Source organism: Enterococcus sp. HY326 (assembly GCF_026157065.1).
GTDB lineage: Bacteria > Bacillota > Bacilli > Lactobacillales > Enterococcaceae > HY326.
In genome coordinates, this window is record NZ_JANLGQ010000009.1 from 73,203 (window position 1) to 97,055 (window position 23,853).

At 36.1% G+C, this 23,853-nt stretch carries 14 protein-coding genes, 12 tRNA genes and 1 rRNA gene; 3 read left to right on the forward strand and 24 right to left on the reverse strand.

Annotated elements, in window-relative coordinates:
* The first annotated feature begins 159 nt into the window (after positions 1-159).
* Together ORH16_RS17460 and mprF are read left to right on the forward strand one after the other, a co-directional pair.
* A complete protein-coding gene (locus ORH16_RS17460) occupies positions 160-897 on the forward strand; it encodes an alpha/beta fold hydrolase (protein ID WP_265460186.1) in 738 nt (245 codons plus the stop codon).
* The gene (mprF, locus tag ORH16_RS17465) at positions 885-3,422 is read left to right on the forward strand and encodes a bifunctional lysylphosphatidylglycerol flippase/synthetase MprF (RefSeq protein ID WP_265460187.1); all 2,538 of its coding nucleotides are present in this window, start codon (positions 885-887) and stop codon (positions 3,420-3,422) included. Before ORH16_RS17460 ends, mprF begins: the two co-directional genes overlap by 13 nt.
* A 58-nt stretch (positions 3,423-3,480) precedes the next feature.
* On the opposite strand, the gene ORH16_RS17470 is transcribed toward mprF, so the two are convergent.
* The 11 genes from ORH16_RS17470 to ORH16_RS17520 form a co-directional block, all read right to left on the reverse strand.
* The gene (locus tag ORH16_RS17470; RefSeq protein WP_265460188.1) at positions 3,481-5,823 is read right to left on the reverse strand and encodes an ATP-dependent DNA helicase; all 2,343 of its coding nucleotides are present in this window, start codon (positions 5,821-5,823) and stop codon (positions 3,481-3,483) included.
* Between the two features lie 273 nt (positions 5,824-6,096).
* Positions 6,097-6,708, reverse strand: coding sequence for a histidine phosphatase family protein (locus tag ORH16_RS17475; RefSeq protein ID WP_265460189.1), 612 nt, complete (start codon positions 6,706-6,708; stop codon positions 6,097-6,099).
* A 229-nt stretch (positions 6,709-6,937) separates the two neighbouring features.
* The gene (locus ORH16_RS17480) at positions 6,938-8,233 is read right to left on the reverse strand and encodes a 5-methylcytosine restriction system specificity protein McrC (RefSeq protein ID WP_265460190.1); all 1,296 of its coding nucleotides are present in this window, start codon (positions 8,231-8,233) and stop codon (positions 6,938-6,940) included.
* Positions 8,223-10,193: an McrB family protein gene (locus tag ORH16_RS17485; RefSeq protein WP_265460191.1), complete on the reverse strand. Its 1,971-nt coding sequence runs from the start codon at positions 10,191-10,193 to the stop codon at positions 8,223-8,225. Before ORH16_RS17485 ends, ORH16_RS17480 begins: the two co-directional genes overlap by 11 nt.
* 182 nt (positions 10,194-10,375) lie before the next feature.
* Entirely contained in the window at positions 10,376-10,978 is a 603-nt protein-coding gene (fic, locus tag ORH16_RS17490) for a protein adenylyltransferase Fic (RefSeq protein ID WP_265460192.1), read from the reverse strand.
* Positions 10,979-11,053: 75 nt separating this feature from the next.
* Positions 11,054-14,086 (reverse strand): type I restriction endonuclease subunit R, encoded by a 3,033-nt coding sequence (locus tag ORH16_RS17495; RefSeq protein ID WP_265460193.1) that lies wholly within the window; start codon positions 14,084-14,086, stop codon positions 11,054-11,056.
* 13 nt (positions 14,087-14,099) lie between these two features.
* A complete protein-coding gene (locus tag ORH16_RS17500) occupies positions 14,100-15,359 on the reverse strand; it encodes a restriction endonuclease subunit S (RefSeq protein ID WP_265460194.1) in 1,260 nt (419 codons plus the stop codon).
* Positions 15,352-17,136: a type I restriction-modification system subunit M gene (locus tag ORH16_RS17505; RefSeq protein ID WP_265460195.1), complete on the reverse strand. Its 1,785-nt coding sequence runs from the start codon at positions 17,134-17,136 to the stop codon at positions 15,352-15,354. Before ORH16_RS17505 ends, ORH16_RS17500 begins: the two co-directional genes overlap by 8 nt.
* Entirely contained in the window at positions 17,136-18,986 is a 1,851-nt protein-coding gene (locus tag ORH16_RS17510; RefSeq protein ID WP_265460196.1) for an N-6 DNA methylase, read from the reverse strand. The genes ORH16_RS17505 and ORH16_RS17510 overlap by 1 nt, the downstream gene beginning before the upstream one ends.
* 71 nt (positions 18,987-19,057) lie before the next feature.
* Positions 19,058-19,465: a hypothetical protein gene (locus ORH16_RS17515; protein WP_265460198.1), complete on the reverse strand. Its 408-nt coding sequence runs from the start codon at positions 19,463-19,465 to the stop codon at positions 19,058-19,060.
* 303 nt (positions 19,466-19,768) lie between these two features.
* Entirely contained in the window at positions 19,769-20,884 is a 1,116-nt protein-coding gene (locus tag ORH16_RS17520) for a tyrosine-type recombinase/integrase (RefSeq protein WP_265460199.1), read from the reverse strand.
* A 205-nt stretch (positions 20,885-21,089) separates the two neighbouring features.
* Here ORH16_RS17520 and ORH16_RS17525 point away from each other — a divergent pair, with 205 nt between their 5' ends.
* Positions 21,090-22,208 (forward strand): site-specific integrase, encoded by a 1,119-nt coding sequence (locus ORH16_RS17525; protein ID WP_265460200.1) that lies wholly within the window; start codon positions 21,090-21,092, stop codon positions 22,206-22,208.
* Positions 22,209-22,632: 424 nt separating this feature from the next.
* On the opposite strand, the gene ORH16_RS17530 is transcribed toward ORH16_RS17525, so the two are convergent.
* From ORH16_RS17530 to rrf, 13 genes are all read right to left on the reverse strand, one after another.
* Positions 22,633-22,716, reverse strand: a tRNA-Leu gene (locus tag ORH16_RS17530).
* Positions 22,717-22,737: 21 nt separating this feature from the next.
* A tRNA-Cys gene (locus tag ORH16_RS17535) sits at positions 22,738-22,808 on the reverse strand.
* 27 nt (positions 22,809-22,835) lie between these two features.
* Positions 22,836-22,907, reverse strand: a tRNA-Gln gene (locus tag ORH16_RS17540).
* 7 nt (positions 22,908-22,914) lie between these two features.
* A tRNA-His gene (locus tag ORH16_RS17545) sits at positions 22,915-22,987 on the reverse strand.
* 32 nt (positions 22,988-23,019) lie between these two features.
* Positions 23,020-23,093: transfer RNA gene (locus ORH16_RS17550), tRNA-Trp, on the reverse strand.
* Between the two features lie 4 nt (positions 23,094-23,097).
* Positions 23,098-23,178: transfer RNA gene (locus ORH16_RS17555), tRNA-Tyr, on the reverse strand.
* Between the two features lie 3 nt (positions 23,179-23,181).
* Positions 23,182-23,254 (reverse strand) — tRNA-Phe (locus ORH16_RS17560).
* 20 nt (positions 23,255-23,274) lie between these two features.
* Positions 23,275-23,348, reverse strand: a tRNA-Asp gene (locus ORH16_RS17565).
* Between the two features lie 5 nt (positions 23,349-23,353).
* Positions 23,354-23,426: transfer RNA gene (locus tag ORH16_RS17570), tRNA-Val, on the reverse strand.
* 12 nt (positions 23,427-23,438) lie between these two features.
* Positions 23,439-23,510, reverse strand: a tRNA-Glu gene (locus tag ORH16_RS17575).
* 10 nt (positions 23,511-23,520) lie between these two features.
* Positions 23,521-23,609, reverse strand: a tRNA-Ser gene (locus ORH16_RS17580).
* 41 nt (positions 23,610-23,650) lie between these two features.
* Positions 23,651-23,724, reverse strand: a tRNA-Asn gene (locus tag ORH16_RS17585).
* A 10-nt stretch (positions 23,725-23,734) separates the two neighbouring features.
* A 5S ribosomal RNA gene (gene rrf / locus ORH16_RS17590) occupies positions 23,735-23,850 on the reverse strand.
* Positions 23,851-23,853 lie beyond the last annotated feature (3 nt).

The following is a 23,853-nucleotide window of genomic DNA, read 5'->3' on the forward strand; positions in this document are numbered from 1 at the left end:
AAAAAGCGCCGTTGAAAAACCTTCTTTAAGATATTTAAAATAACTTAACAATCAACTTTAGATTTTCTCTCAACAGCTTACAGGCCTTACAATTTTGATAGCGGTCAAAAACTGTTAAAATAAAGAAAAGCCGTTATACTATTTTTAGAAGGTGCCCTTATGGAATTCAGACAACAAACTGCCGTCATGTCAGACGGCAGCCAATTATATTACGAAGTGTACGGTGCAGGCTTTCCAGTAGTCCTGCTCCATGGAAATGGCGGCAATGGAAATTTTTTTTCCAAGCAAATTCCTTTTCTCAGTCGTTATTTTCAATTGGTGATCATCGACAGTCGTGGTCACGGTCGTTCAGCTAATTACGCAGACAGCCTCAGCTTCAGCTTGATGGCACGGGATATTTTTGAAATCCTCGAACAGGAAAAAATTGCCCAAGCGGATTTTATCGGCTTTTCTGATGGCGCCAATTTAGCGATGGTTTTTGCGGTTAACTATCCGCAAAAAGTGCATCGGTTAGTTTTAAATGCCGGCAATTTGAACTTTGCCGGCCTGCGGAAAATCTCCCAGTGGACTAGTTATTTAATTGTTGCAGCAAGTCACATTTTAGCCCTCTTTGGCAGTAGGCTGAAGCGCCTGAAGACCGCCAGTGATTTATTATTAAAAGACACGGGCTTAAGACCAGCTGACCTGCAAACAATTCAAGCCCCCACTTTAATAATCGTCGGAGCCCATGATGTTATCAAAAAAAGTCATTCCCGCAATCTAGCACACTGGATACCTAATAGCCGGTTTATCGAGGTGCCAAAAGTCGGGCATCAGTTGGCTCGCCAAGCGCCAGCCGCATTTAATCAGCTTATCTTAGCTTTCTTACAAGATCGGAGGTCCTCATGGAAAAAATAATTACCTGGTTCAAAAAAAGATTACCTGTTTTCAAGTTTTTATTTCTACTATCAGTAATTATCGTCGTTATTTTTCAATTAGTCACCCTCAGTAAAACCATCACGCCGGAGCAAATTGCGGATGTGTTTCAAAGTATTCCCCTGTGGAAGCTGGCTGTTATGCTAGTAATTGGTCTAGTCGCCATTTTACCAATGCTGAACTATGATATTATTCTGAATAAAATGCTGGGGCAAAAACTTAAACCTAGTTTTTTATTGGAGTCCAGCTGGTCGATTAATACCATTAACAATATGGTAGGCTTCGGTGGTGTCTTCACTATCGGCTTGCGAACTGAATTTTTCGGCAAGGAAATCGATGGTAAAAAACTGCTACAGCATTTATCCAAGCTACTGCTTTTCTTAATGTCAGGGCTCTCGGTTTTTAGTCTCGTTAGTTTTATTTTACTATTTACAATGCCAATGAATCATTACATCACAGATTATTGGATTTGGCTTTTAGGGGGCAGCCTGTACTTCCCAGTTGTTTTACTTGTCACCAAGTTAAAAAAAGAAGGCATTTTAGGAGGCTTAGCCGCAAAATATCGCTGGCAGCTCCTGTTAACATCAACCCTTGAATGGGCAGGTGTTCTAATCAGCTTTCTGTCCATCGGCGCTTTGATGGACATCAAGGTCAACTTTTTTGCGGTCATTCCGTTATTCATTGCCTCTTCTGTTATCGGGATTGTCTCGATGATTCCCGGTGAGCTGGGAAGCTTTGATGTAATGATGATTTTTGGTTTAGCATCGCTTGGCGTTCCCCATGACGTAGCTGTCACTTGGATTTTATTGTATCGCCTGTTTTATTATGTGATTCCGTTTATTATCGGCGCTGTCTTTTTATTTAAAAATCTCGGTGGTGAAATTGACAGCCGCTACAACGGAATTCCTAAAGAATTGCTCCAGGAAATCGCCCATAAGGTATTGGTTTTTGCTTTATATTTTTCTGGTAGCATGATGGTCCTGTTGGCAACAATTCCTGAGGCCTTCAACCATTTTCAATGGTTGAATCACATCAATCCTTGGCGTTTGCATTTTATCAGTCAGTTTCCGAGTCTGCTTTTAGGCTTTTTATTACTGGTGATGGGTCGGGCAACCGCCAATCGCAGTCAAAAAGCTTATCTGCCAACATTAATTTTACTGGCACTGGCTAGTGTCTATATTTTCTTCAGTGAATTTAACACGGCAACATTAGTCTTTTTAGTATTGCTATTTGTTTTAGCAGTCTTTTCCAAAAGAGAATTGTATCGCAAACAATTTGTTTACTCTTGGGAAAGTATGACGATGGATGGCTTATTGTATACTGCATTGTTTATTTTATATATTGCGATTGGCATTTATAATTTGCCAGCTTTTCCCCATCGAAACCATCATACAATCGATTTCTTTTTATTTCCCTCAGAGCGTACGTGGTTGACAGGCTTTATTGCAATTGTCGTCGTGGCATCGATCATTTGGCTCTTCATTAAGTATCTTCAGGGAGAGAAAAAAGTCCTTGGTGAAAAAGTTGCAGATGAACAAGTCTATCAAGTCCTTAATAAATATGGCGGCAATCCCGAGAGCCAATTGGCCTTTTTAGGTGATAAAAATATTTATTTTTACAATGATGGCACTGAAAATACCGTCTTCCTTCAGATGAATACCCACAATGATAAGTGTGTCATCATGGGGGATCCAGCCGGCAAGGAAAGTGATTTTGCCGATGCGATTCAACAGCTGATTCATGACGCCGATATTCTCGGCTATCATCCGGTCTTTTACGAAGTGAGCGAGAAGCTGGTCATGCTACTCCATGAGTTTGGCTATGATTTTATTAAAATGGGAGAAGCTGCCGAAGTTGATTTAACAACCTTCACAATCTCCGGTAAAAAAATGAAGGGGCAACGTGCCACCATGAATCGCCTCCAAAAAGAAGGCTATCAGTTTGAAGTCCTCAAGCCGCCTTTTAATCAGGAGACAATGGCTAGCTTACGAGAAGTGTCAGATGCTTGGTTAGCTGGCCGCAAAGAAAAAGGCTTCTCTCTTGGCTTTTTCTCTGAGGATTATCTGCAAAAATCGCCAATCTCGGTGATTAAAGACCAGACTGGTGCAATTGTTGCCTTTGCCAATATTATGCCGACTTACACAGAGACGATTGGCACAATTGATTTAATGCGCCATAATCCTGAAACGGCGCCTTCAGGTACGATGGATTTTCTCTTTATTAATTTGTTTGAATATATGCACAACGAAGGCCTAACCGTCTTTGATTTAGGGATGGCGCCCCTCTCTAATGTTGGCACCTCCCGCAAAAGTTTTACGCAGGAACGTATCGCTTACTTAGTCTATCAATTTGGATCGCATTTTTATTCCTTCCAAGGTCTGCGGGATTATAAGGAAAAATATGCTGCCGAATGGGTGCCAAGCTATACCGCCTACTCCAGAGATAGTTGGATTATTTATGTCATGAGCGCTCTGTTAATTATTGATAATGCACCCGTTGAAAAATAACGAAAAAGCCCATCACTGTGGTAAGTTTTCCGCAGTGGTGGGCAATTTTTTTAAGTTTTTAGTTGTCGTCTTGCCAAAAGTCCTGTAGTTTTTCGGGCAATTCTTCCGGTCGATTAAAGCCAAGATAGCCCCGCCAGTGCTCTGGAAAATACTGCTGATAGCAGTTGGTGCCAAAGCGTTGGTCTAATAATAGAACCACTCCTTTATCGGTCATCGTGCGAATTACACGACCGGCCGCCTGCAAGACTTTATTCATCCCGGGAATTTGATAGGCATATTGGAAGCCTAACCCTTTTTCATCGTAATAGTTTTTAATCAAATCCTGCTGGTGACTGAGCTGCGGTAGACCAACACCCACAATGCCGACACCAATCAGTCGGGTCCCCTTCAAGTCAATCCCCTCAGAAAAAATCCCCCCTAAGACACAAAAACCAATTAACGTTTCTTTTGGTTCTACCTCAAAGTTAGTTAAAAATACTTCCCGTTCTTCTTCACTCATTTGATTTTGCTGAATCAAAGTCCGCAATTCTGGATAAGCTTCAATAAACAGTTGATAGACATCATCTAAATAACGATAGGAAGGAAAGAAAAATAGATAATTACCGGTTTTCCCCTGAGCTAATTTTGCCAGCTCAGCCACCACTCTAGGCAAACTAGCCTCCCTTTGCCGATAAGTCGTCTGAATCTGCTGGTCAACCAATAACAATTGCCTTTTTTCATCAAAGGGGGAGGCTAAACGATAAGTCAACCGTTCTTCATTGCCTCCTAACACCTCACTATAATAATCTAAAGGCGTCAAACTAGCCGAAAATAAAATCGCCGCCCGTCCTTTTTCTAAGCTCTGATTTAATAAAAAAGACGGGTCAATACAGTACTGCTTGATGATGATATCATGATTGCGCTGCTCTAAATAAGTCACAAAATGGTCATCGTAAAATTCGCTAATTCTAGTATAATTCAACGCTTCAAAGTAAAAGCTTAAAACCATTTCCTGCAGGTCATCATTGGGATTTTCCGCTAACCATTCCTTCGCCACCTCGGTAAATTGGTAAACCCGGCTTGTCAAGCTCTCGACCGGAGCCGCTTGCGCAAAAAAGTCAGCCTCCTTTTCTTCTAAGACTTTCCGCAGCTGAATCATTTCTTGATTTAACTTAGTCAAAGCTTTATATAGCTTCTTATAATTCTTACTTTGATTTTTTAAGGTTAAAATTGTATTTTTGTTCAAAGACTGGGAATACATCTCCCGTCCCCGATCAACTAAATTATGGGCTTCATCCACTAAAAAAAGACTTTGGCCATCGGGATTTTCAAAAAAGCGCCGCAGATAGACTCTAGGATCAAAAAGATAATTATAATCACCAATCACAATATCACAAAAATTACTCAAATCCAAAGATAGCTCAAAGGGACAGACTGTATGCTTTTGGGCGTAGGTCTCAATCACTTCTCGAGTCAGCTGATTCTCCTTGTGAAGCACATCCCACAAGACATCGTTAATTCGATCATAATATCCCTTTGCAAAGGGACAAGCCTCTGGAGTACAATTTCGTTCTGTCAAAAAACAAATTTTATCTTTGGCAGTCAACGTGACACTCTTGACCTCAGCTTGCTTTTCCTTTAGCTCAGCAATTCCCTCTTCTGCGACCGTCCGTGTAATAGTCTTGGCCGTCAAATAAAAAATCCGTTGTGCCTTCCCCTCACCAATCGCTTTAAGAGAAGGAAATAATGTCGAAATCGTCTTACCGATACCAGTCGGTGCCTCCACAAACAGCTGACGTTCACTTAAAATCGTCTTATAAACCGCCACCGCCAATTCCCGTTGTCCTTTACGATAATCAGGAAAAGGAAATTCCAGTTGCTTCAAAGACTGATTCCTTCGCTCCTGCCACTCCTCTTGAAAAACCAACCATTTCTCATATTCCGTCACCACATGGGTAAAAAAATCAGCCAGCTCAAGTGCAGAAAAAGTCAATTTCTGGCGAGTAATTTTTTTCTCAGTCGTTTGAAAATAAGTTAATTGTAAGGTAATCTGCTCCAAATTTTCCTTTAAGCAGTAGATATGTCCGTAACATTTAACCTGATTCCAAAACATTTCAATCTGTTCAGGTAATAAGTCCTCAAATTCTGGCTCAGAGGTTTTTATTTCATCAATTGTGATCTGCTGATCTTCTGTAATTACCCCATCTGCCCGGCCTTCAACTGTTAACATCCCTTCCGTTAAAGATACTTCTAAAGACAGAAAAACTTCCTTTTGATAATTTTCTCCACCAGCCTTTTGTAGTTGGCGATGAATGCGGGCCCCCTCTTGCGCCGTGTGGTCACTAGTATGCCGCTCGTCAATGCTGCCTTTGCGCAAAATAAATTCCACCAAATTACGCACTGAAATTCGTGCTGTTTTCATGGGCAACCTCCTAACTTATCTATTATAGAACATCCATTCGCATTTCACTAGTCAAAGTACAGAGAATACTCGAGGCAAATCCAGAAGCCTCTGAAGATTTCCAATTTCATAAATACTTTTGTGCAGATTATTTTTGATTGCCCACGAACTTTTTACAACTCATAGATTGACTACAAAGTATCAACAAATTTTATGTGGAAATTAAGGTCAACAAAAAAAACGCCTATCAAGCTTAGCGGGTAAGCCAATTTTTGATAGACGTTTCAATAATTTTTAATAATCAGTAAAATTCCATAATTTTTCTTGGAACTCAATGCCGTCATTTGATTCAAAAATACTGAGACTAGTGTTCCCCAATAAGCCCGCCTCTCTAACATCAGCAACTGTTTTCCCCTTAAGCAGCTGCATTAGCGTCATCAAAGTAACCCCATGGGCGACGATTAGATACTTTTCATCATTATTATAAGCTAACGAATCGCTAAAACGCTTTACTCTTTTTGCTAAATCAAAAAAGCTTTCACCATGGAACGCTGTTGGATTATACTTTTCCGGCACATGCAGCAAATTATGGAATTCCGGCTCCTGCTGCTTCTCATCAATCCGCAGCCCATCCCAATCACCGAAATTAATCTCCTGCAAGTCGTCAACAACTTCAATCGCCGGTTTGTCTGTCTGAGGCAACAAAATATTGTTTAATGTTTCCTGCGCCCGCTGTAATGGACTGACATAGGCTTTGGCAAATGTTTCCTTTGCCAAATATTCCCCCAACAATCGCGCTTGCGCCACCCCTTCTGGCAACAACGGCGGATTTGACTGACTGCCATTAAACCGACCTTCATGATTATTAATCGTCAACCCGTGACGTACAAAATAAAGCTCTGCCATGCTTCTTCATCCCCCTGAACTTTAGAATAATCAAACTTTCTCTCTTAAGCTTAACGGAATCTGGCGGGTTGTCAAATAGATTCGTGGCGAACTATTTTAACACTTTAAAATAGTAACAAACTTTACCGAGTCGTCACATTTTAATCCTAAAATAGTAAAATGCATCAACTGATAATTAAGGATGAGGAAGCATCTATCTAGATAATTTCTTTCTACAAAATTATCAAAGTTAAACTTCAGATTCATTAAACTCCGCAAAAGTTGTTAATCGCTGTTCGCTCTCCTGAATTTTTTCTACAAATTCTGTGTATGTTTTTACTTCTTGCGGAATATAAAAATAATACGAAAAAACTTCTTCATTGTTACCATTTAGCTTTCCAATAAATTGATAGCCATTTTTTTCGTACTCTTTATCACCTGTTGGCTGTAAGAAACAGCCCTTTGTTGCATTCAAAATGTGAATGTAAGTAACAATCTGATTGTAGTCATTTCTCTTATCAAGATTTCTTTTATATTTGGTATCTATTGGTAGATTATTGAAGACATAATCTGGATAACGGGGAGAAGTCTTAGGATTATCAAAAAGTTGTAAGGTAAACAATTTAGCATTTCGCCCATAATGTTTCCAACCAGTGACTTTTCCAATATATTCTTCCCACAACCAAGCAATATCAATGATGATTCCTTGAATTTTTTGATCTACCATCCCAAAAGCGGCTTGTTCATCAGAAAGAATTTGAATGCATAACTTTTGTAAAGCTCTGTACTCTTCAAAATAACTATGTTTTAAAGGTTTCATAATGTTTTTTTGTAAAACTTTTCGAAAATCATTTTTATTATAGGAAGGGGTCTCCTGTCGCAACATTCTTATATATTCTTTTGTGTCTTCGTTCGCTTGTAACAAAAATGATTTCTCCTTTTGAATTTTTTCAATTGTATGGCGAACTAATTGCGTTAGATAATTATCATGGCTAAATTCCCTCGTCGTATAAGCAATTTTTCCTAAAAAAGGCGTGTTTTCCTTAATCTGGCGATAAATATCAATTGTTCCTTTTACATTTTGATCATTATATTCTCTTCTAACGTATTCTTTGTAGATACCTTTATTTAAAGCATTGTTTAGATAATAAGGAAACAGATACATCAGTAAATCATAGTAAGACTCAGTATCAGACTCGCTAAATTTCTGGTTAATAACATTATAATTAAGCACCTTCTGTAGCATATAGCGCAAAAAGAAATCTTCTTTACTCGTTTTATTGGTGAATCGAGAAAAAATCTGCAATTGCTGGTTGCCTTGACTAAGCATACCCACAATATTTGAAGTCCAAATTTTCCCGTTCCATTTTTGGAATATAAAATTATTCTCATCCAAATCTTTTGATTCAGATAAAATTTGAGGAAAAGTTATAAATCCTTCTTTTTCTAAACTTGCGACATTTCTATTTAATAATTCTGTAACTACTGGCAAATTAGACAATTCATCATCTACCAATGAATTGTCGTATAATAAATTAGCCTTCATTTTCTTGTCCTACACTAAAATACACTTTTTCCAAATTGGCTAATTTTTCTTCTCCTTGAAATTCACCTCTAAAATAGTCTTTTAATAAAGGTTTCAATTTTCTATCCCATAAAGAAAGTAGTCTTGAAACGGTTACGCCCTCCTTATCAATCAGTAAGAAATAGCTGGCACCAATTTGATAATCAATTGTAAGTCCACCCATTTCTTTTGAAATAATGGCATTGTTTAATTCTGACATTAAAAATTTTACTTGGGTATCTTCCAACATGTTTTCAGCCGATTCTTTTGCGGTCACTTCTAAAAATGTAAACCGACGTCGCATCGCAAAGTCAAATGTATCTACGGAACGGTCAATGTCATTCATGGTACCTATAATATAAACATTATCTGGAATAAAGAATTTTTCTTGCGGGTCATCATGGAGATTAGCATACTGAGTCAAAACGCCGTGTTTACTCCCACGATAACCTGGATCTATCGAAAAGAATAATTCCCCAAAGATTTTAGAAATTTCGCCACGATTAATCTCATCAATAATAAACACATAATTTTTCTTTGAAAAATTTGTATTGTTTGATACAGAATAATCTTTCAAACCATATTCTTCTTTTAAATGTTTAACAATTGCTTTTCGATAAAAATCAAATCCAGCTTTCGGTGTTCCTTTTTGCCCTTTATATACTTTGTAGATTTGGTCATGATTCAAATAGATGGTGGTATTTTCAGGATACACACCTTGCATCTCATTTCTTTCGTAAACTAATAAATTTTTAATTGGTTTTCCTGTCAAAGTAGTTAATTTATTGTAGCCCTCATCAGTTCCACTAGCCTCAGCCACTGCTTCAAAAAACTTGTCCCAAGCTTCTTCAAAGTTATCTTCGTGAATCTGTAAATCTTCTTCGTCTTTGGCTTTTTCAACAAACGATTTAAAACTTCCGGGCTCTAATTTGAAACTAACAGCACCTTCATCTGTACTGATTGGCCGCAATCCTTCCACAAAGTCTGTATAATCATAACTTGGATGGAATTGAACAAAACCGATTTGTTCTGTTTCTTTTTCAGTTAATTTAGATATGTTTTGAGTACGTCCATAAGAAACAATATCAGCGGCTATTTCATTAGCCAAATAAGTTTTTCCAGTACCTGGAGCACCACGAAGAATAATATTTTTTGCTTCAAGCAGTATTTTGGAATATTTATTTTGATAGCTATAGGTCCCACTAATTTCTTTTACAACAGAAACATCCTCAGAGACTTCCTCTTCTTCAATTTCACAATCAACAATCATTTTATGATATTCCCAAATAATATTACTCAATAAATCACCATTTAGCTCAGGAAATTTTGAAGAAATAGTTTGCGTAATTTCATAATTTTGTTTGTAAACATTTTTATTTTTATTCAGAGAAACAAAATCCCCCCAAATATTTTGTTCTTTTCGATTATTAACCCCCATAAAAATACTATTTTCAGAATAAATACACAAAAGCTTTATCACTAATGCCGTCCTACCTAAAAAAGTATTTTGAGAAGTGAAAACAGGATCATCAAAATTTGCCTGAATTCCTTTAGATACAAGTTCGAATAAGTCTTTTTTTAATTGTTCAAACTTTTCTCCTACTTGCTCTTCTGGGATAGCATTATTACTTTGATCACAATACGCCTTCTTGCTTTTAGAATAGTAAATGCCAAATTTTGAAGCCGCTCCCCCTTTGATTCCCAAATACATTCTGCTGTATTTTCCTTGCTCTAATTCATAGCAAAAGGATTTATTTTGCGAACCTTTACCAAGGACATATTCGTCAAGAGACATGGTTGCTATCCTCTCTAATGGCCAATCAGCTAACCACTCTTCCCTCAAACCATCATTCTTAGTTTTCCATTTTCTAGCTTCAGAAAGTAATTCAGTTTGATTCATTTCATACCAATTTGAGAAATCCCTTAAACCTGCTTGCTCCATTCCAGCACCTCATCTCATAATCTGTTTATAAAAATTATATCATATAGATAAAACCGGAAACTAAGATGGAGAAATCAAAAAAGATGGATTCTTAAATGAGTCCATCTTCTACAAAACAATATTAAGTTTCTGAACAGGGTAAAATACCTAAAATCATATACCAGAATAATATTTGATGTTTTCTACAAATCCTCAACCCTATACTCCATATAACCTTCATAAAAATAACTCGTATCAATACCCTTCATGAAAATCTCTCGGTCATCTACTTTATCTGTCAAAGCCTCTTTCAGTAAAAAACGAATTTCTAAATCATTAATAGGACTACGTTCCATCGCTGACAGATAAGCTTCTTTATCGATCAAAGACCAATCAATAACTTTTCCTAATTCTTTTTTAAGAATCAAGTCCAACCACATGCGTATACTGCGACCGTTGCCTTCTCGATAAGGATGCGCCACATTCATCTCGACATATTTAGCGATAATCTCTTCAAAAGTGCTTTGAGGCATTGAATCAATATTTTCCAATGCTGTTTTTAAATACATCACCGGAGCAAATCTAAAGTTTTCTTTTGCAATGTTTATGTCTCTGATTTTTCCAGCAAAATAATAGATATCCCCAAACAAGTCTTCATGAATATCAGAAAGGCCGCGAAATGTGCCTATCTCAAAATCATTAATCTCACCTGATTCAAATAATTCTTTAGCTCTTTTTTTGCTGAGCTTTTCTTCGGTCTTGGCTAAATCAATTTGATCAGTTATATTAAGTTTGTTTTCTAGCATGGCTACACTCCTAGAATATTTTGGAAAATTGTCTACACATAAATACTTCTATATTGATTTGTTATTTGAAATAACTTATTTTGATCGCAATAATTTATACAGGTCTCTGGCTACTAAAGTATAGACTAAATTGAAATACTGATCTTCTTGGCCAAGCATTTTTTCAAACGCTGCATTGTTCGATTCATATTGTTCCATTACTTTGTCCTTGAATACGTCTGGAAAAAGCGATCTTTCAAACATTTGAGCATCATTATTTTTTGCCATACTAATTATTTTTGCATCTGGATTTTCTGCAAAAGATTTATACAGAATTTCTACGAGGACTTTATCCCCTTCTCCAAAATCATCTGGAAATCGTTCATTGATTTTGTGAATGATTTCATCCAAAGAATCTCGTTCATCAGGTGGTTTAATACCTGCATCAATAGTTTTAGGATTTTCTAAAGTTCCCTCTTCTTTAACTAAATCCAATTCTCCAGAAAAATCTTTTCGCAGTTTGTAATACTCAAGTTTTACCTTATCAGAGATATCAATATTCTCTCTTTGCTCTTTAGGTAGGAATTTAAGTAAGTAACCGGTAAAAATTCTTTCTTCTAAAAGTTCTTTATCAAACAAACGATCTAGTTGTGAAATATAATCATACCATTTCCCAAAATTTCGGAGAGTAACACGAGATTGGTATTGATTATCTTTATTCATATCTTTATAGCGTTCAACAATTGGTTGAAATTTACTAGAAATCCGACCTAATAAACGTTCATCTTGCTTTTGTTGGGCTTGTTTAACTAGCTTTATTACAGAATCAATATCCTCTTTGTTATAGACATTGAACTTGTGCAACTTACTTTGAGTATCATAAATCAAATTCACATTAATTTCTTCTTTTAAATTTGTCTGCTCATAGAACGGTTGAAACGCTTCTTGAATATCCTCAGCAGAATTTACAAAATCTAAAATGAAGGTATCTTTTTTTCCAGGCATCGTTCGATTTAATCGAGATAAAGTTTGTACGGCTTTGACTCCTCGTAATTTTTTATCCACAAACATGGTATGCAATAAGGGTTCATCAAAGCCCGTCTGGTATTTTTCAGCTACAATCAAAATATTGAACTCATCGCTATGAAACGTTTCTTTCAATTGGTTTTCCTTCACTTGATCACCAGATTTCGTTGAATCCATTTTTGATTCTGTAAACTCATCATCTCCATCGGTGACTGTCCCAGAAAAAGCAACGAGCACATCTAAATCTTCATAACCTTTATTAGCGATATATTTTTTGAACTCCTTCATATATCTAACTGCATGCAAACGTGATGCAGTAACTACCATTGCTTTTGCTCGTCCATCAATCGCTCTACTTGTCACTGAGCGAAACTGTTCTATCATTACAGCAGTTTTTTGTGCAACAGCCCAAGGATGTAATGATTGAAATCTTACGATTGCTCTCGTAGCCTCACTTTTGGGTAGTTCAGGATTGTCACTGATTTCTTTTGCAATACGGTAAGAAGTACTATAGGTCATATAATTATTTAAAACATCTAAAATAAAGCCTTCTTCAATCGCTTGTCTCATAGAGTAAACATGAAATGGTGAGAATCTACCATCAGCTTGTTTTGTACCAAACATTTCTAAAGTTTTCTCTTTGGGAGTAGCAGTAAAGGCAAAAAAACTCAGGTTTTCATGCTTTCCTTGTGAAATCAACTGTTGGACCAACTCATCTTGAGCATCAGGCGTAGCATCCTCAATTTCGCCCTCTATCTCAGCATACTCTTCTAAAGTAGCTTTTTTATCTGCCAAAGCTGCCTTTAATTTTTGCGCACTATTCCCTGTTTGAGAAGAATGGGCTTCGTCAACAATAACCGCAAAATTTCTACCTTGAGCTTCATCAATTTCTTGATAAATGATTGGAAATTTTTGTAATGTAGTAATGATAATCTTTTTTCTATCATTAATTGCAGCTTTTAAGTCTTGCGAAGTTTTCTTATCATCGATCGTAACTACAAGGCCGGCTTTATGATCAAAACTGGTAATTGTATTTTGCAACTGTCTATCCAAAACGGTTCTATCTGTGACAATAATGATTGAAGAAAAGATTGGTTCGTCAAATTGTGTGTGTGCTGAAGCTAAGTGATAAGCAAGCCAAGCAATACTATTAGATTTACCAGAGCCTGCACTATGCTGAATCAAATAGTTCTCACCACTACCATTAGCTTTAACATTCTGAACTAACTTTCTAACAACATCTAGTTGATGATAACGTGGGAAAATCAAAGTCTTTTTAGTTATTTCACGATCACCTTGTTTTTCTTTTTTTACTTCCAAATTCATAAATCGTTGAATAATATCCATTAAATTGTCAGTGGTAAGAACTTGTTCCCATAAATAAGCTGTTGGATAACCATCTGGATTTGATGGATTTCCTGCCCCACCAACATTTCCTGGACCATTTGAGCCTTGGTTAAAAGGAAGAAAATAAGTCTTTCTTCCTGACAGCCTAGTTGTCATATAGACATCAGTATGATCCACAGCAAAGTACACTAGGAAACGACGATTAAAGCCAAATATTAATTCTTTAAAGTCACGATCTTTCTGAAACTGAATTTTAGCATTTTCGACTGTTTGACCTGTGTATTGATTTTTTAGTTCCAGAGCAACAATAGGGATGCCGTTTATAGATAAAACCATATCAATCGTATTATGATTATTGGGGCTGTAGGCGAATTGTCTAGTACAAGTGAATCGATTTGCTTCATATCTTTTTATTGACTCATAGTTTAACCCTGAAACTGGTTTGAAGTACGCAATATTAAACTTTACACCACGATCTTTAATACCAGCTCTTAACACATGAAGCATACCATGTGCATCAACTTCTTGATTAAAGCGTTGCAAAAACTTAGCTTCACCATCTCCACTGTAATTTTTCTGATGTCTTGCCCATTGTTTAGGTTGAGTCTCTTGGATAAATTCCAATAGTTTATTTAAATCTAATCCAATGGTGGCATCAAAAGTTGAGTGGCTAAACTTTTCTTTTTGCCATCCACCATTGTTAATCAACGAAGTTTCAATATCTTGTTCAAAACGAATTTCTTTATTTTCTACCAATATAGACACCTCCTTACACTTCTTTTTTTCCAGTAACGTATTCATAAATAAGAGCTTGTTTATATTTATGTAGCTCCATAATAAAGTCTAATTTTTTCTCAATTAAATTATTAATTAACAACTCTTTTTTATTTATATATCTTGCTATTTCTTTTTGCTCATCAATGTTAAAAGGAAAGGCAAATAAAATATTTTTGAATTGATTTTTATCTAAATCCCACTGTCCTGTTCTTAATCCTGCAGAGATTCTTCTATACTCATCTAAATAGCTTCTATTCTTCAAAACATAGTTTAAAAAATCAAAATCAATATTGTTATCTTTTATTTCAAATATATAGTACGCAGGCGATATGATTCCCCTCAATTTTGAGATTGCCATCGATCCTTGCCACGCCTTCATCTTATTAATGACTAATTGATTAGGCTGAACAAGTTTATAAGAAGATGTGTCTAACGATGTGACATTATGGTTGTCGTCCCTACTTTCTTTTAGGATTACACCATAATCCCTATATAACGACAAAACTTTTTCATTAGGAAAGTTTTTTTCTGATACTTCTTGTAAAAAAAAACGAACCTTTTTTATTTCCCATTCTTTTGGAACCTGCCCAATCCATTCAATTCCACTATCTTTCATCTCAGCATTCTTATCCAAACCCTTAGTAACTGTCTCGGTTATCAAGGCCTGCTTATATTTTTTTAATTCCTCGATTGATTGCTGAGTTTTGGAAATTAAAGAGTCAATCAATGTCGATTGGGACTGTATTATTTCCACAATCCTTCTTTGCTCATTGAGAGAGGGCACAAGTAAAAGTGTATTCGCAAAAGTAGCATAGCGATAATCTGTCGATCTTACGCGAATGCCTTTAGACATAGATTCAATATACCCTAAATTTGAATATACTCTTAAAAGAAATGCAAAATAGTAATTGTCAACTACTTTATTTTCTCCTTCTAAAACTATACAAACAGGGCTACACTTTCCGTTATCTTCTGAAACTCCTATAGCTCCTGCAAATGCGTCCATTGAATGAATAACTAAATCACCTTTACATACTCCCTGATACCCTATTTCTTTTATTGCATTTGTAAATCCCGAATTTCGTCTTCTTTTTCTTTGGACAACTTGACCATCTCGAAATACCGTGACAACTTCATCAGTATCTATTTTACGCTCCATTTTTTTATATAAAAATTTGCCTCGCAAAATTTTCCAACCTTTTGGTGCAAAAGGTACCCAATCAATCCCTGTTTTTTTCATACCTCTAGTCAAAATTAGGCACATCCTTTTCAGATAAAGCTTCAAAGTTAGCTACTATGGATGCTTCTAATTCCTTTATTCTTTCTGCAATTACCTCAGAAGGCTCAGGAGCAGTATATTTGTAGAACAAGCGGGTAAATGGAATCTCGAAACCTATTCTATCTTTTTTTCTATCCATCCAAGCATCAGGATTAAAGGGCAAAACTTCTCTTTCAAAGTACTCTTGAATATCTTCTTTTAAAGGAATATCCTCAGTATCTCGCAAAGCTGGATCAACCACTACCTTATCTTTTTTAAGAACAAGTTCGCCATTTTCATCTTTCAAAGGACTTTCAACCGTTACTTTAGTAAAACCAAAATCATCATTATCAAATATTTTGGACTCAACTACTTTGTCATTTAAGTGATAGATTTCATTTTGAAATTCACCATACGCTTTGACGATGATTTCACGACAAGGTTCTGAAATATCTACTCGCTTATTCCCAATATTTTTTCTTCGCTTTTCAAACATTTTCGATGCATCTACTAGCTGGATTTTCCCCTGCCGTTCTGCTGATTTATTCTTTGTTAAGATCCATACATAGGTTGAAATCCCCGTATTATAAAATAAATCAGTTGGTAGTTGGATAATAGCTTCAACCCAATCATTTTCAATCGCATATTCTCTAATTGCACTTTCGCCACCACCTGCATTACCTGAAAATAGAGCTGAGCCATTATGGACAATCGCCATACGACCAGTATCTTTTAATTTAGATAAACCATTTAATTGAAATAATAGTTGTCCATCGCTAATTTTTGGAAGTCCCGGACTAAAACGCCCTGCATCTCCTAATTCATGTTCTTTTTCGACAGCTGATTTCGCACTTTTCCAATCAATTCCAAAAGGCGGGTTAGAAATACAATAATCAAAAGTGTAATTCGTAAATTTATCATCAGAGAGTGTGTTTCCCTTAGCCATATTATCTGGATTGCCTCCACGAATCATAGTGTCTGCCTTAGCTATTGCAAAAGTTTCTGGGTTTAATTCTTGACCAAATGTCCGTACTTCAGCACTTTCATTGAAATCATGAATCCGCTCAATCATTGCGGACAACATTTGAGAGGTTCCCATAGTTTGATCATAAACGGTTTTAACAACATCTTCACCAACTAGAGTTTCACTATCTTCCGCAAGCAATAAGTCAGTCATCAAATAAATGACATCTCTACTAGTGAAATGCGCTCCTGCTTCTTCATTATAACTTTCGGAAAATTTCCGTACCAATTCTTCAAAAATATAACCCATATCCGTGCTGGTAACTTTGTCTGGTCCAAGATAAGATTCCTTCTTATTAAACTCTTGAATAACATAAAATAATGCATCATTTTCAGCCATATTACTTATCTCTTGTTCGAATTTAAAGTTAGCTAAGATATCTTGCATATTCTCTGAAAAGCCATTTAAATAAGCCCGAAAGTTTACCTCTATATTTTCTGGATCAGCAATGAGTGTTTCAAATGTATAGAGACTTGTATTATAAAATGAGTATCCTGAAGCTTTTTCTAAAAATTTATTACGCATAGGGCCGTTTGTTCCAACATGTTTTTCAGAAGCTTTTAATACCTCATCTCTTGTTGGCAATAAAGTATCGTGCAATCGCTTGATAACTGTCATGGGTAAAATAACTTTACCGTACTCATGAGGTTTATATAAGCCACGTAAAATATCCGCCACATTCCAAATCATATTGGCTTTTGTTTGAATAAATTGAGTTGTTTGTTCATTACGTTTCGATTCGTTCATCAATTTTCATCCTCTATTCTTTTGTATAGTTTTAAAATGCCCATTTGACTATATAGTTCTTCTTTAAGTTTAATACTCTCTTTTTTTAAACAAGTGATTTCTTTGTTTATGCGGTCATTTTCTGTTTTGTATAACCTAACCATGTTCTCTTGGTTACTCAAAGTAACTAGAGGAACCCTATAATCATGTAGTTCCCTGATAGGTAGTTGCCGGATTGTTGTACCCATCGACATACTTTTGAACTGAGCTTGACCAAGAGGACTTTCCATAAACAGTTTGATAAATTCCGGTAAATACTTTTCAACTACAAACTCTTTTACTCTGATCCTAACCAAATTAGAATTTATCATTACTTTATTGTAGTCTTCTTCGACAAAAGCAACTTTGTTCGTAGTACCTCGAACTGATAAAACAATATCTCCTCTTTGAAGAATATAATTTTCCACTTTGGTTCCTTCTACTGCGTTAGCTCTTACTGCTCGATTGTAATCAATAACATCTCCTTTAATGTCAGAAATTTTTAAAACTCGAAATTCACCATCCGACGCTTCATTCTTAGAGGTCATGTTAAAACCACGATCAATTTCAGCAATACTAGATAAAGAAATGGAGTTATCTTTGTTTAAAGAATCTAGATCTACATCATATGTAAAACCATCAATTTCGAATTTGGAACTAGATAGGTAATGCTCTACTGCCATGTTCTCGGGATTTATTCTATCAACGTCTACTATTTTAGAGAAACCATCAATTTCCGTGTAACTTTTATAAATTGAAACAATTTCATCAATTGTGTTCACGGTAAGTTTTTCAGCCATTTTCTGATGAATTATTTCTTCTCTCGCTTTAATGAATAAAACCTTTTCTTGTCGTATCGGCTCTTTATTTCGATTAAAGATTAATACAACTAGAGGAATAGCAGAATTTGCTAAAAGACGCTCTGGTAACGCAATGACTGCCTCAAAAAAATCATATCTAAGAATTTGTCGTCGAATTCTACTATCCGGTCCTGTACGGTACAGAGCTCCAGCTGGCACAACAACTACTGCCTTACCATTTTTAATATTAGAAGAACTAATTGCATTGCTGATAAATGCCCAATCTGCTGAGGATCTACCAGGAGATCCAAACGGAAATTGACCATATCTATCCCTCGAAACTTCGTTATTTGTCATTCTTAAACCAAATGGAGGAACTGTCACAACTTTATCGAAAGTTTCTAATTTACCTCTTTTTAGATATCCTGGGTTAGTTAGTGTATTTCCAACAAAGATGGTTGAATTTTTAGCTTGAGAAATTTCTAAGATTATCTGTGCAATTCCAGCAACTTCTGGTTGAATTTCTTGACCAACTACTATCTGATCTGGATTTCTTCTAATTACTTCTAATAGAGTTCCACCAAAACCTGCTGATGGGTCTAACACAGATTCATCTAATTGTATATCTGCTAATTTTACCAATAAATTATTAAGTGTAGCTGGTGTAACTGATTCAGCACCTTGTCGATCAGAAGACAATACAGATAATACTTGTTCTACAAAACCGTCTTGCTTATATAAGTCGAATGCCACCTCTATAATTTCTTTGTATTCTTTGTCTGACAAATCATCAGTTACTTCTTTTAATTTTGTTCCTACCCCGACAATTATAGAATTGATTTTTTTCTCTCTTGTGATACTATCAAATCTTTTTAGGAGCTCTTCGCTCCCCATAAAAGGGATTAGCTTTTTTGATGCAGGATCCTCTTCAAAAATGAAGGCTATTATAAATAAAAATAACGCCAATCGGTACAAATCCATATATCCTCTCAATTTGTTCAATTCAGTCCACAGTTTGTTATTTTTCTCCAAGACTTTTCCTCCTTATATTCTCTATTCCTGAAATAAGTATAATTCTACTCTTTTTAGTTTGTCTAAAAAAATTAGCTCAATATGTCTTCTTGGAATTCCCACTCAGTTTCTTTCCTAAATTTTGTCGAGTGCAAGAGAGCATTCTCAAAATTCACTTTAGTAATTGCAAGTTGCCCATTCTTTTTCCGCAATTGTTGAAAAGTTGGAACTTCAAACTCATGATCAGCTAAGAATTGATACGGGCTAGTTGACTCTGAGAGACTGGTTGCTTTATGGGGCGTTGGCCCAATAAAAATGTCACAATATTTTTCAGTATTCAGTAACTGCGAAAAATCAAATTTATTTATTTCATTGTAAGAAACAAAATTTATATCCTTTTTTAGTATACCATAAGTTCTAAGGACTGTTTCAATTGTTCGCGCTGACAGTTCACAATTTCCCAAAACTAAAATTTTTCCTGCATTATAGCTTAATCTCATGATATTCCCTCCTTTTCTTTGAATTTACTATATCAAGTATTATCATATTTGTCAATAAGTATCTAAAAACTTCTAACTAAGTATGTTTATACTTAGTTAGAAGCCTTTAACTTTTTTTTAATTTGAAAAGTGTTGTCACATCAGTATTCTTCTCGACAAGGTTGCATAATGTTATCAAAATTGGCTTAAAAAAATACTTCAATAATTTACTTTCATGCCCTAAACTTCAACTTACAGGGCATAAAAGTAAATCATCTTTTAAAATTCGGACCATAAAGAAATCCATATTCAAATAGTATAGTTTCAATACAACAAACCAATCCTATCCGCAATTTCTTGTTGTTTATTCGGATATAAATGCCCATAAACATCATAGGTTGTCTGAATTGAAGCGTGGCCTAGTCTTTCTTTTATTATATATGGTTCTTGGTTTTGCTCTACCAACAGCGCCGCATGGGAATGACGAAAATCATGGATTCGAATTCTTTTTAAGCTGCAATCTCTCTTTAAGATAGAATCATATTTCTTTCTGATACTATTTCCATCCATAATATGACACGGTGCATCTTCAAATAATCTTATGTCTAGGTCCGTTCTACCCGAAGCATAGTGACCCAGCATATCATTTTGATAATTTTTCCACTCTAATAACAGGTCACTTAATTGGGCATGAATGGAAATACTTCGTTTGCTGGCTGCAGTTTTGGGGGCACTAATCATTTCTTTTCCATGAATTTTAGTAACTGATTGAATCACGTATATCTGATTTTTTTCAAAATCAATGTCTTCCCAACTTAAGGCTAATATTTCACCCATCCTCATACCCGTAAAATATGCCAGATGAAAAAACAAGCGAAGAAGTTGTTCTTCCCCATTGAATAAAGCATCAAATTTTGAGAATTCATCAAATGTCCAAAAATTCATTTTCTCTTTTTCAACAGGTAACCGTTTAAGAAATGTACATGGATTTTGACGTAATACTTTCTTCCGCACAGCAATATCTAATATTTTTTTCAATAAAATTACAATCTTATTAATATAGTTATTCGATAACTTTTTCTTTAACAAGGAATTTCTAAAGCCAATAATATCTTGGTCGTTAAGCTTGGAAATTTTTGCATGTTTAAAATAATTTTTCAAATGCACATCAAATACATATTGTTGAGAAACTACATGGCTTTCCTTTTTCCCACTCAGCTTATCTCCATACAGTAACAACTCATAGAAAAATTCAAAATCCATGCCTGCCTGTTCTTCCTCTTTAACAATCAACTCTCTGAGTCTGCTTTCCTCCTCTAGAGCAGTCTTCTTAGAATCAAAATTTTTCCGAACAATTCGTTTACGCTTTCCTGTTATCTGATTCTTTGTCGAGATATCAATTATCCATTTATTAGTCTTTTTGTCTCTTCTTACTGCCATCTTTCATTCTCCTCTTCTTTTTTGAGTTTTGCTTTCAAATTATCCTTACATATATACCAGCAAATTAGACAAGGAAAAATGACACATAAATCCGAGAATTTAATTTTATTTTTATTTATATGTTCATCACATGAGTAAAAAAACTCCTATATAAATCTGTGATATATTTAGCTCTTTACTATTTAATGATTAGGAGAGTCGTACTATGTCAGTTAGGAAAGCAAAGAATCATAAAAGTTGGATTGTTGATGTATCCAATGGCGTAAATGTAATTACTGGAAAAAGAGAGAGGATCGTTAGAACTGGATTTAATACGAAGAAAGCAGCCCTGGAAGCAGAAGAGAAGATTTATTTACACAAATTTAGTACCACTCAAAACTTAAAAAGAATCTCAGTTGATTACTTATATGGTCTAATGAAGAAAGAGGATGTCAGAAATCAGCGCAAAGCCAGCTATATTAAGAGCCAGGACTACAATTATCATAAGCACATTCAACCATATTTCAAAGAATCTATTCTAGTTAAAGCTTCTTATGAAGATATCGAGTGCTTTCGTGAAAAATTAATTGCGAAGAAAATCTCAAACAATACGATTAATAAAATTATTTTGCTGCTCAAGAAAATACTTGATATTGCCGTAAGAAAAAAATTCATTTCTGAAAATCCTGTTAGTCAATTAAAGAAGCTCAAGGTTGTTAGTAAGAAAATGCAATTTTGGACCTATCATGAATTTATACAATTCAAGCAATTATTCCATTCAGACGAAGAAAACTTTTTACTGTTTTTCACAACAGCCTTTTATACAGGAATGCGTTCAGGTGAACTATTGGCATTGACATGGCAGGATATTGATTTTGAGCGAGCAGAAATCACTATTAATAAGACATTGCTAAGACTTAATGGTCAGTTTATCGTCAATGAACCTAAGACGGTTTCTGGCAATCGGAAAATCGCTATTAATCACTTACTATTAGAAGATTTAAAAATCTGGAAGCTTCATCAATCCTCTATCCTAAATAGTCTAGCGGAAGTCACTGCTGATAGTAATACACAAGTTTTTCAATGCAAAAATGTACTCCTATCAAAAGATCATATACGGAAAAAGTTTGAGACAGTTTTAAAACGAGATTCAACTATCAAGAAAATTCGCATCCATGATCTAAGACATTCACATGTAGCTATGTTAATTGAAAATAATACTCCACCCTATCTCATAAAAGAAAGACTAGGCCATGCTTCAATTAATACGATTTACGATTTTTACGGTCATCTTTACCCGAATAGACAACTTGAGGCCGTGAAACATCTTGATGATTATTATTGATGCAAACATGTTATTTAACAGTTTAATCTGTAGCAGTAGCTCAAAAGTAGTCCGAAATGTTTGATAGTCATTCTAAACTAAAAACAAGATTCTTAAATTCAGATGCGAAGCAAATTAGTGATAAATCAGCGATTATGTAAGTCAAATACAAATTTTATATGCTTTTTTATTCTCATATAGAACTATCCGCATTATCCAGTACCATAAATTTAAATATAGATAAGATAGCTATTTGTGCATCCAAAAAAGGCTGATATAGCAAGCTTTTCTTCAACATATGTTTTTTTATAAATAGAAAATAAGCACGTGATTTTTGAATCTTTCCATAAAATATGCCAAAAAGTGGTAGTTTTCGAAGCTCTAATTGAGAAAAACGCAAAAAAATATAACAACGTTTCAGCTAGAAACGTTGTTATATCAAGGATACCGGCGGCCGGGGTCGAACCGGCACGCCCTCGCGGGCACTGGATTTTGAGTCCAGCGCGTCTGCCAATTCCGCCACGCCGGCATGTTATATAATTTTGCGAAAAGGCGGTAACCGGATTTGAACCGGTGATGAAGGTTTTGCAGACCTCTGCCTTACCACTTGGCTATACCGCCATTATGCAATTTCCCTTATAAAAGGAACTGGGGTAGCTGGATTCGAACCAACGCATGAGGGAGTCAAAGTCCCTTGCCTTACCGCTTGGCTATACCCCAATAAGAGGGCGAACGATGGGAATCGAACCCACGAGTGCCGGAGCCACAATCCGGTGCGTTAACCACTTCGCCACGATCGCCGTAATACTATAAAAAACTAAACAAATAATAATGGCAGGGGTAGCAGGAATTGAACCCACACTAACGGTTTTGGAGACCGCTGTTCTACCTTTAAACTATACCCCTACAATGGAGGAGAGTGGATTCGAACCACTGAACCCTAAGGAACGGATTTACAGTCCGTCGCGTTTAGCCACTTCGCTACTCCTCCAAATGGCGCGGGACAGAATCGAACTGCCGACACATGGAGCTTCAATCCATTGCTCTACCAACTGAGCTACCGAGCCAAAACTATTCAAAAGATAAACGGTCTGGACGGGACTCGAACCCGCGACCTCCTGCGTGACAGGCAGGCATTCTAACCAGCTGAACTACCAAACCGTAAATGGAGGTTAACGGGATCGAACCGCTGACCCTCTGCTTGTAAGGCAGATGCTCTCCCAGCTGAGCTAAACCTCCAGTGTAAAGCAATGACCCGTACGGGAATCGAACCCGTGTTACCGCCGTGAAAGGGCGGTGTCTTAACCGCTTGACCAACGGGCCAGGAAATTAACGGAGAGTAAGGGATTCGAACCCTTGAGACAGTGGTTACCGTCTACATGATTTCCAATCATGCTCCTTCGGCCTCTCGGACAACTCTCCAGAGAAAAAGAATCCTACTCAATTCATTAATTTGAAGCTAACTCCGGCAGTAGGACTCGAACCTACGACATCATGATTAACAGTCATGCGCTACTACCAACTGAGCTATGCCGGAATAAACAACTGCGTGGCGACGTCCTACTCTCACAAAGGGCAACCCTTCACTACAATCGGCGCTAAGAAGCTTAACTTCTGTGTTCGGCATGGTTACAGGTGTATCCTTCTCGCTATCGCCACCACACAA

Excerpts from the sequence above, each read along its gene's own strand:
- ORH16_RS17460 (WP_265460186.1), top strand. The coding sequence starts at position 160 with ATGGAATTCAGACAACAAACTGCCGTCATGTCAGACGGCAGCCAATTA.
- mprF (WP_265460187.1), top strand. The coding sequence starts at position 885 with ATGGAAAAAATAATTACCTGGTTCAAAAAAAGATTACCTGTTTTCAAG.
- ORH16_RS17470 (WP_265460188.1), bottom strand. The coding sequence starts at position 5,823 with ATGAAAACAGCACGAATTTCAGTGCGTAATTTGGTGGAATTTATTTTG.
- ORH16_RS17475 (WP_265460189.1), bottom strand. The coding sequence starts at position 6,708 with ATGGCAGAGCTTTATTTTGTACGTCACGGGTTGACGATTAATAATCAT.
- ORH16_RS17480 (WP_265460190.1), bottom strand. The coding sequence starts at position 8,233 with ATGAAGGCTAATTTATTATACGACAATTCATTGGTAGATGATGAATTG.
- ORH16_RS17485 (WP_265460191.1), bottom strand. The coding sequence starts at position 10,193 with ATGGAGCAAGCAGGTTTAAGGGATTTCTCAAATTGGTATGAAATGAAT.
- fic (WP_265460192.1), bottom strand. The coding sequence starts at position 10,978 with ATGCTAGAAAACAAACTTAATATAACTGATCAAATTGATTTAGCCAAG.
- ORH16_RS17505 (WP_265460195.1), bottom strand. The coding sequence starts at position 17,136 with ATGAACGAATCGAAACGTAATGAACAAACAACTCAATTTATTCAAACA.
- ORH16_RS17515 (WP_265460198.1), bottom strand. The coding sequence starts at position 19,465 with ATGAGATTAAGCTATAATGCAGGAAAAATTTTAGTTTTGGGAAATTGT.
- ORH16_RS17520 (WP_265460199.1), bottom strand. The coding sequence starts at position 20,884 with ATGGCAGTAAGAAGAGACAAAAAGACTAATAAATGGATAATTGATATC.
- ORH16_RS17525 (WP_265460200.1), top strand. The coding sequence starts at position 21,090 with ATGTCAGTTAGGAAAGCAAAGAATCATAAAAGTTGGATTGTTGATGTA.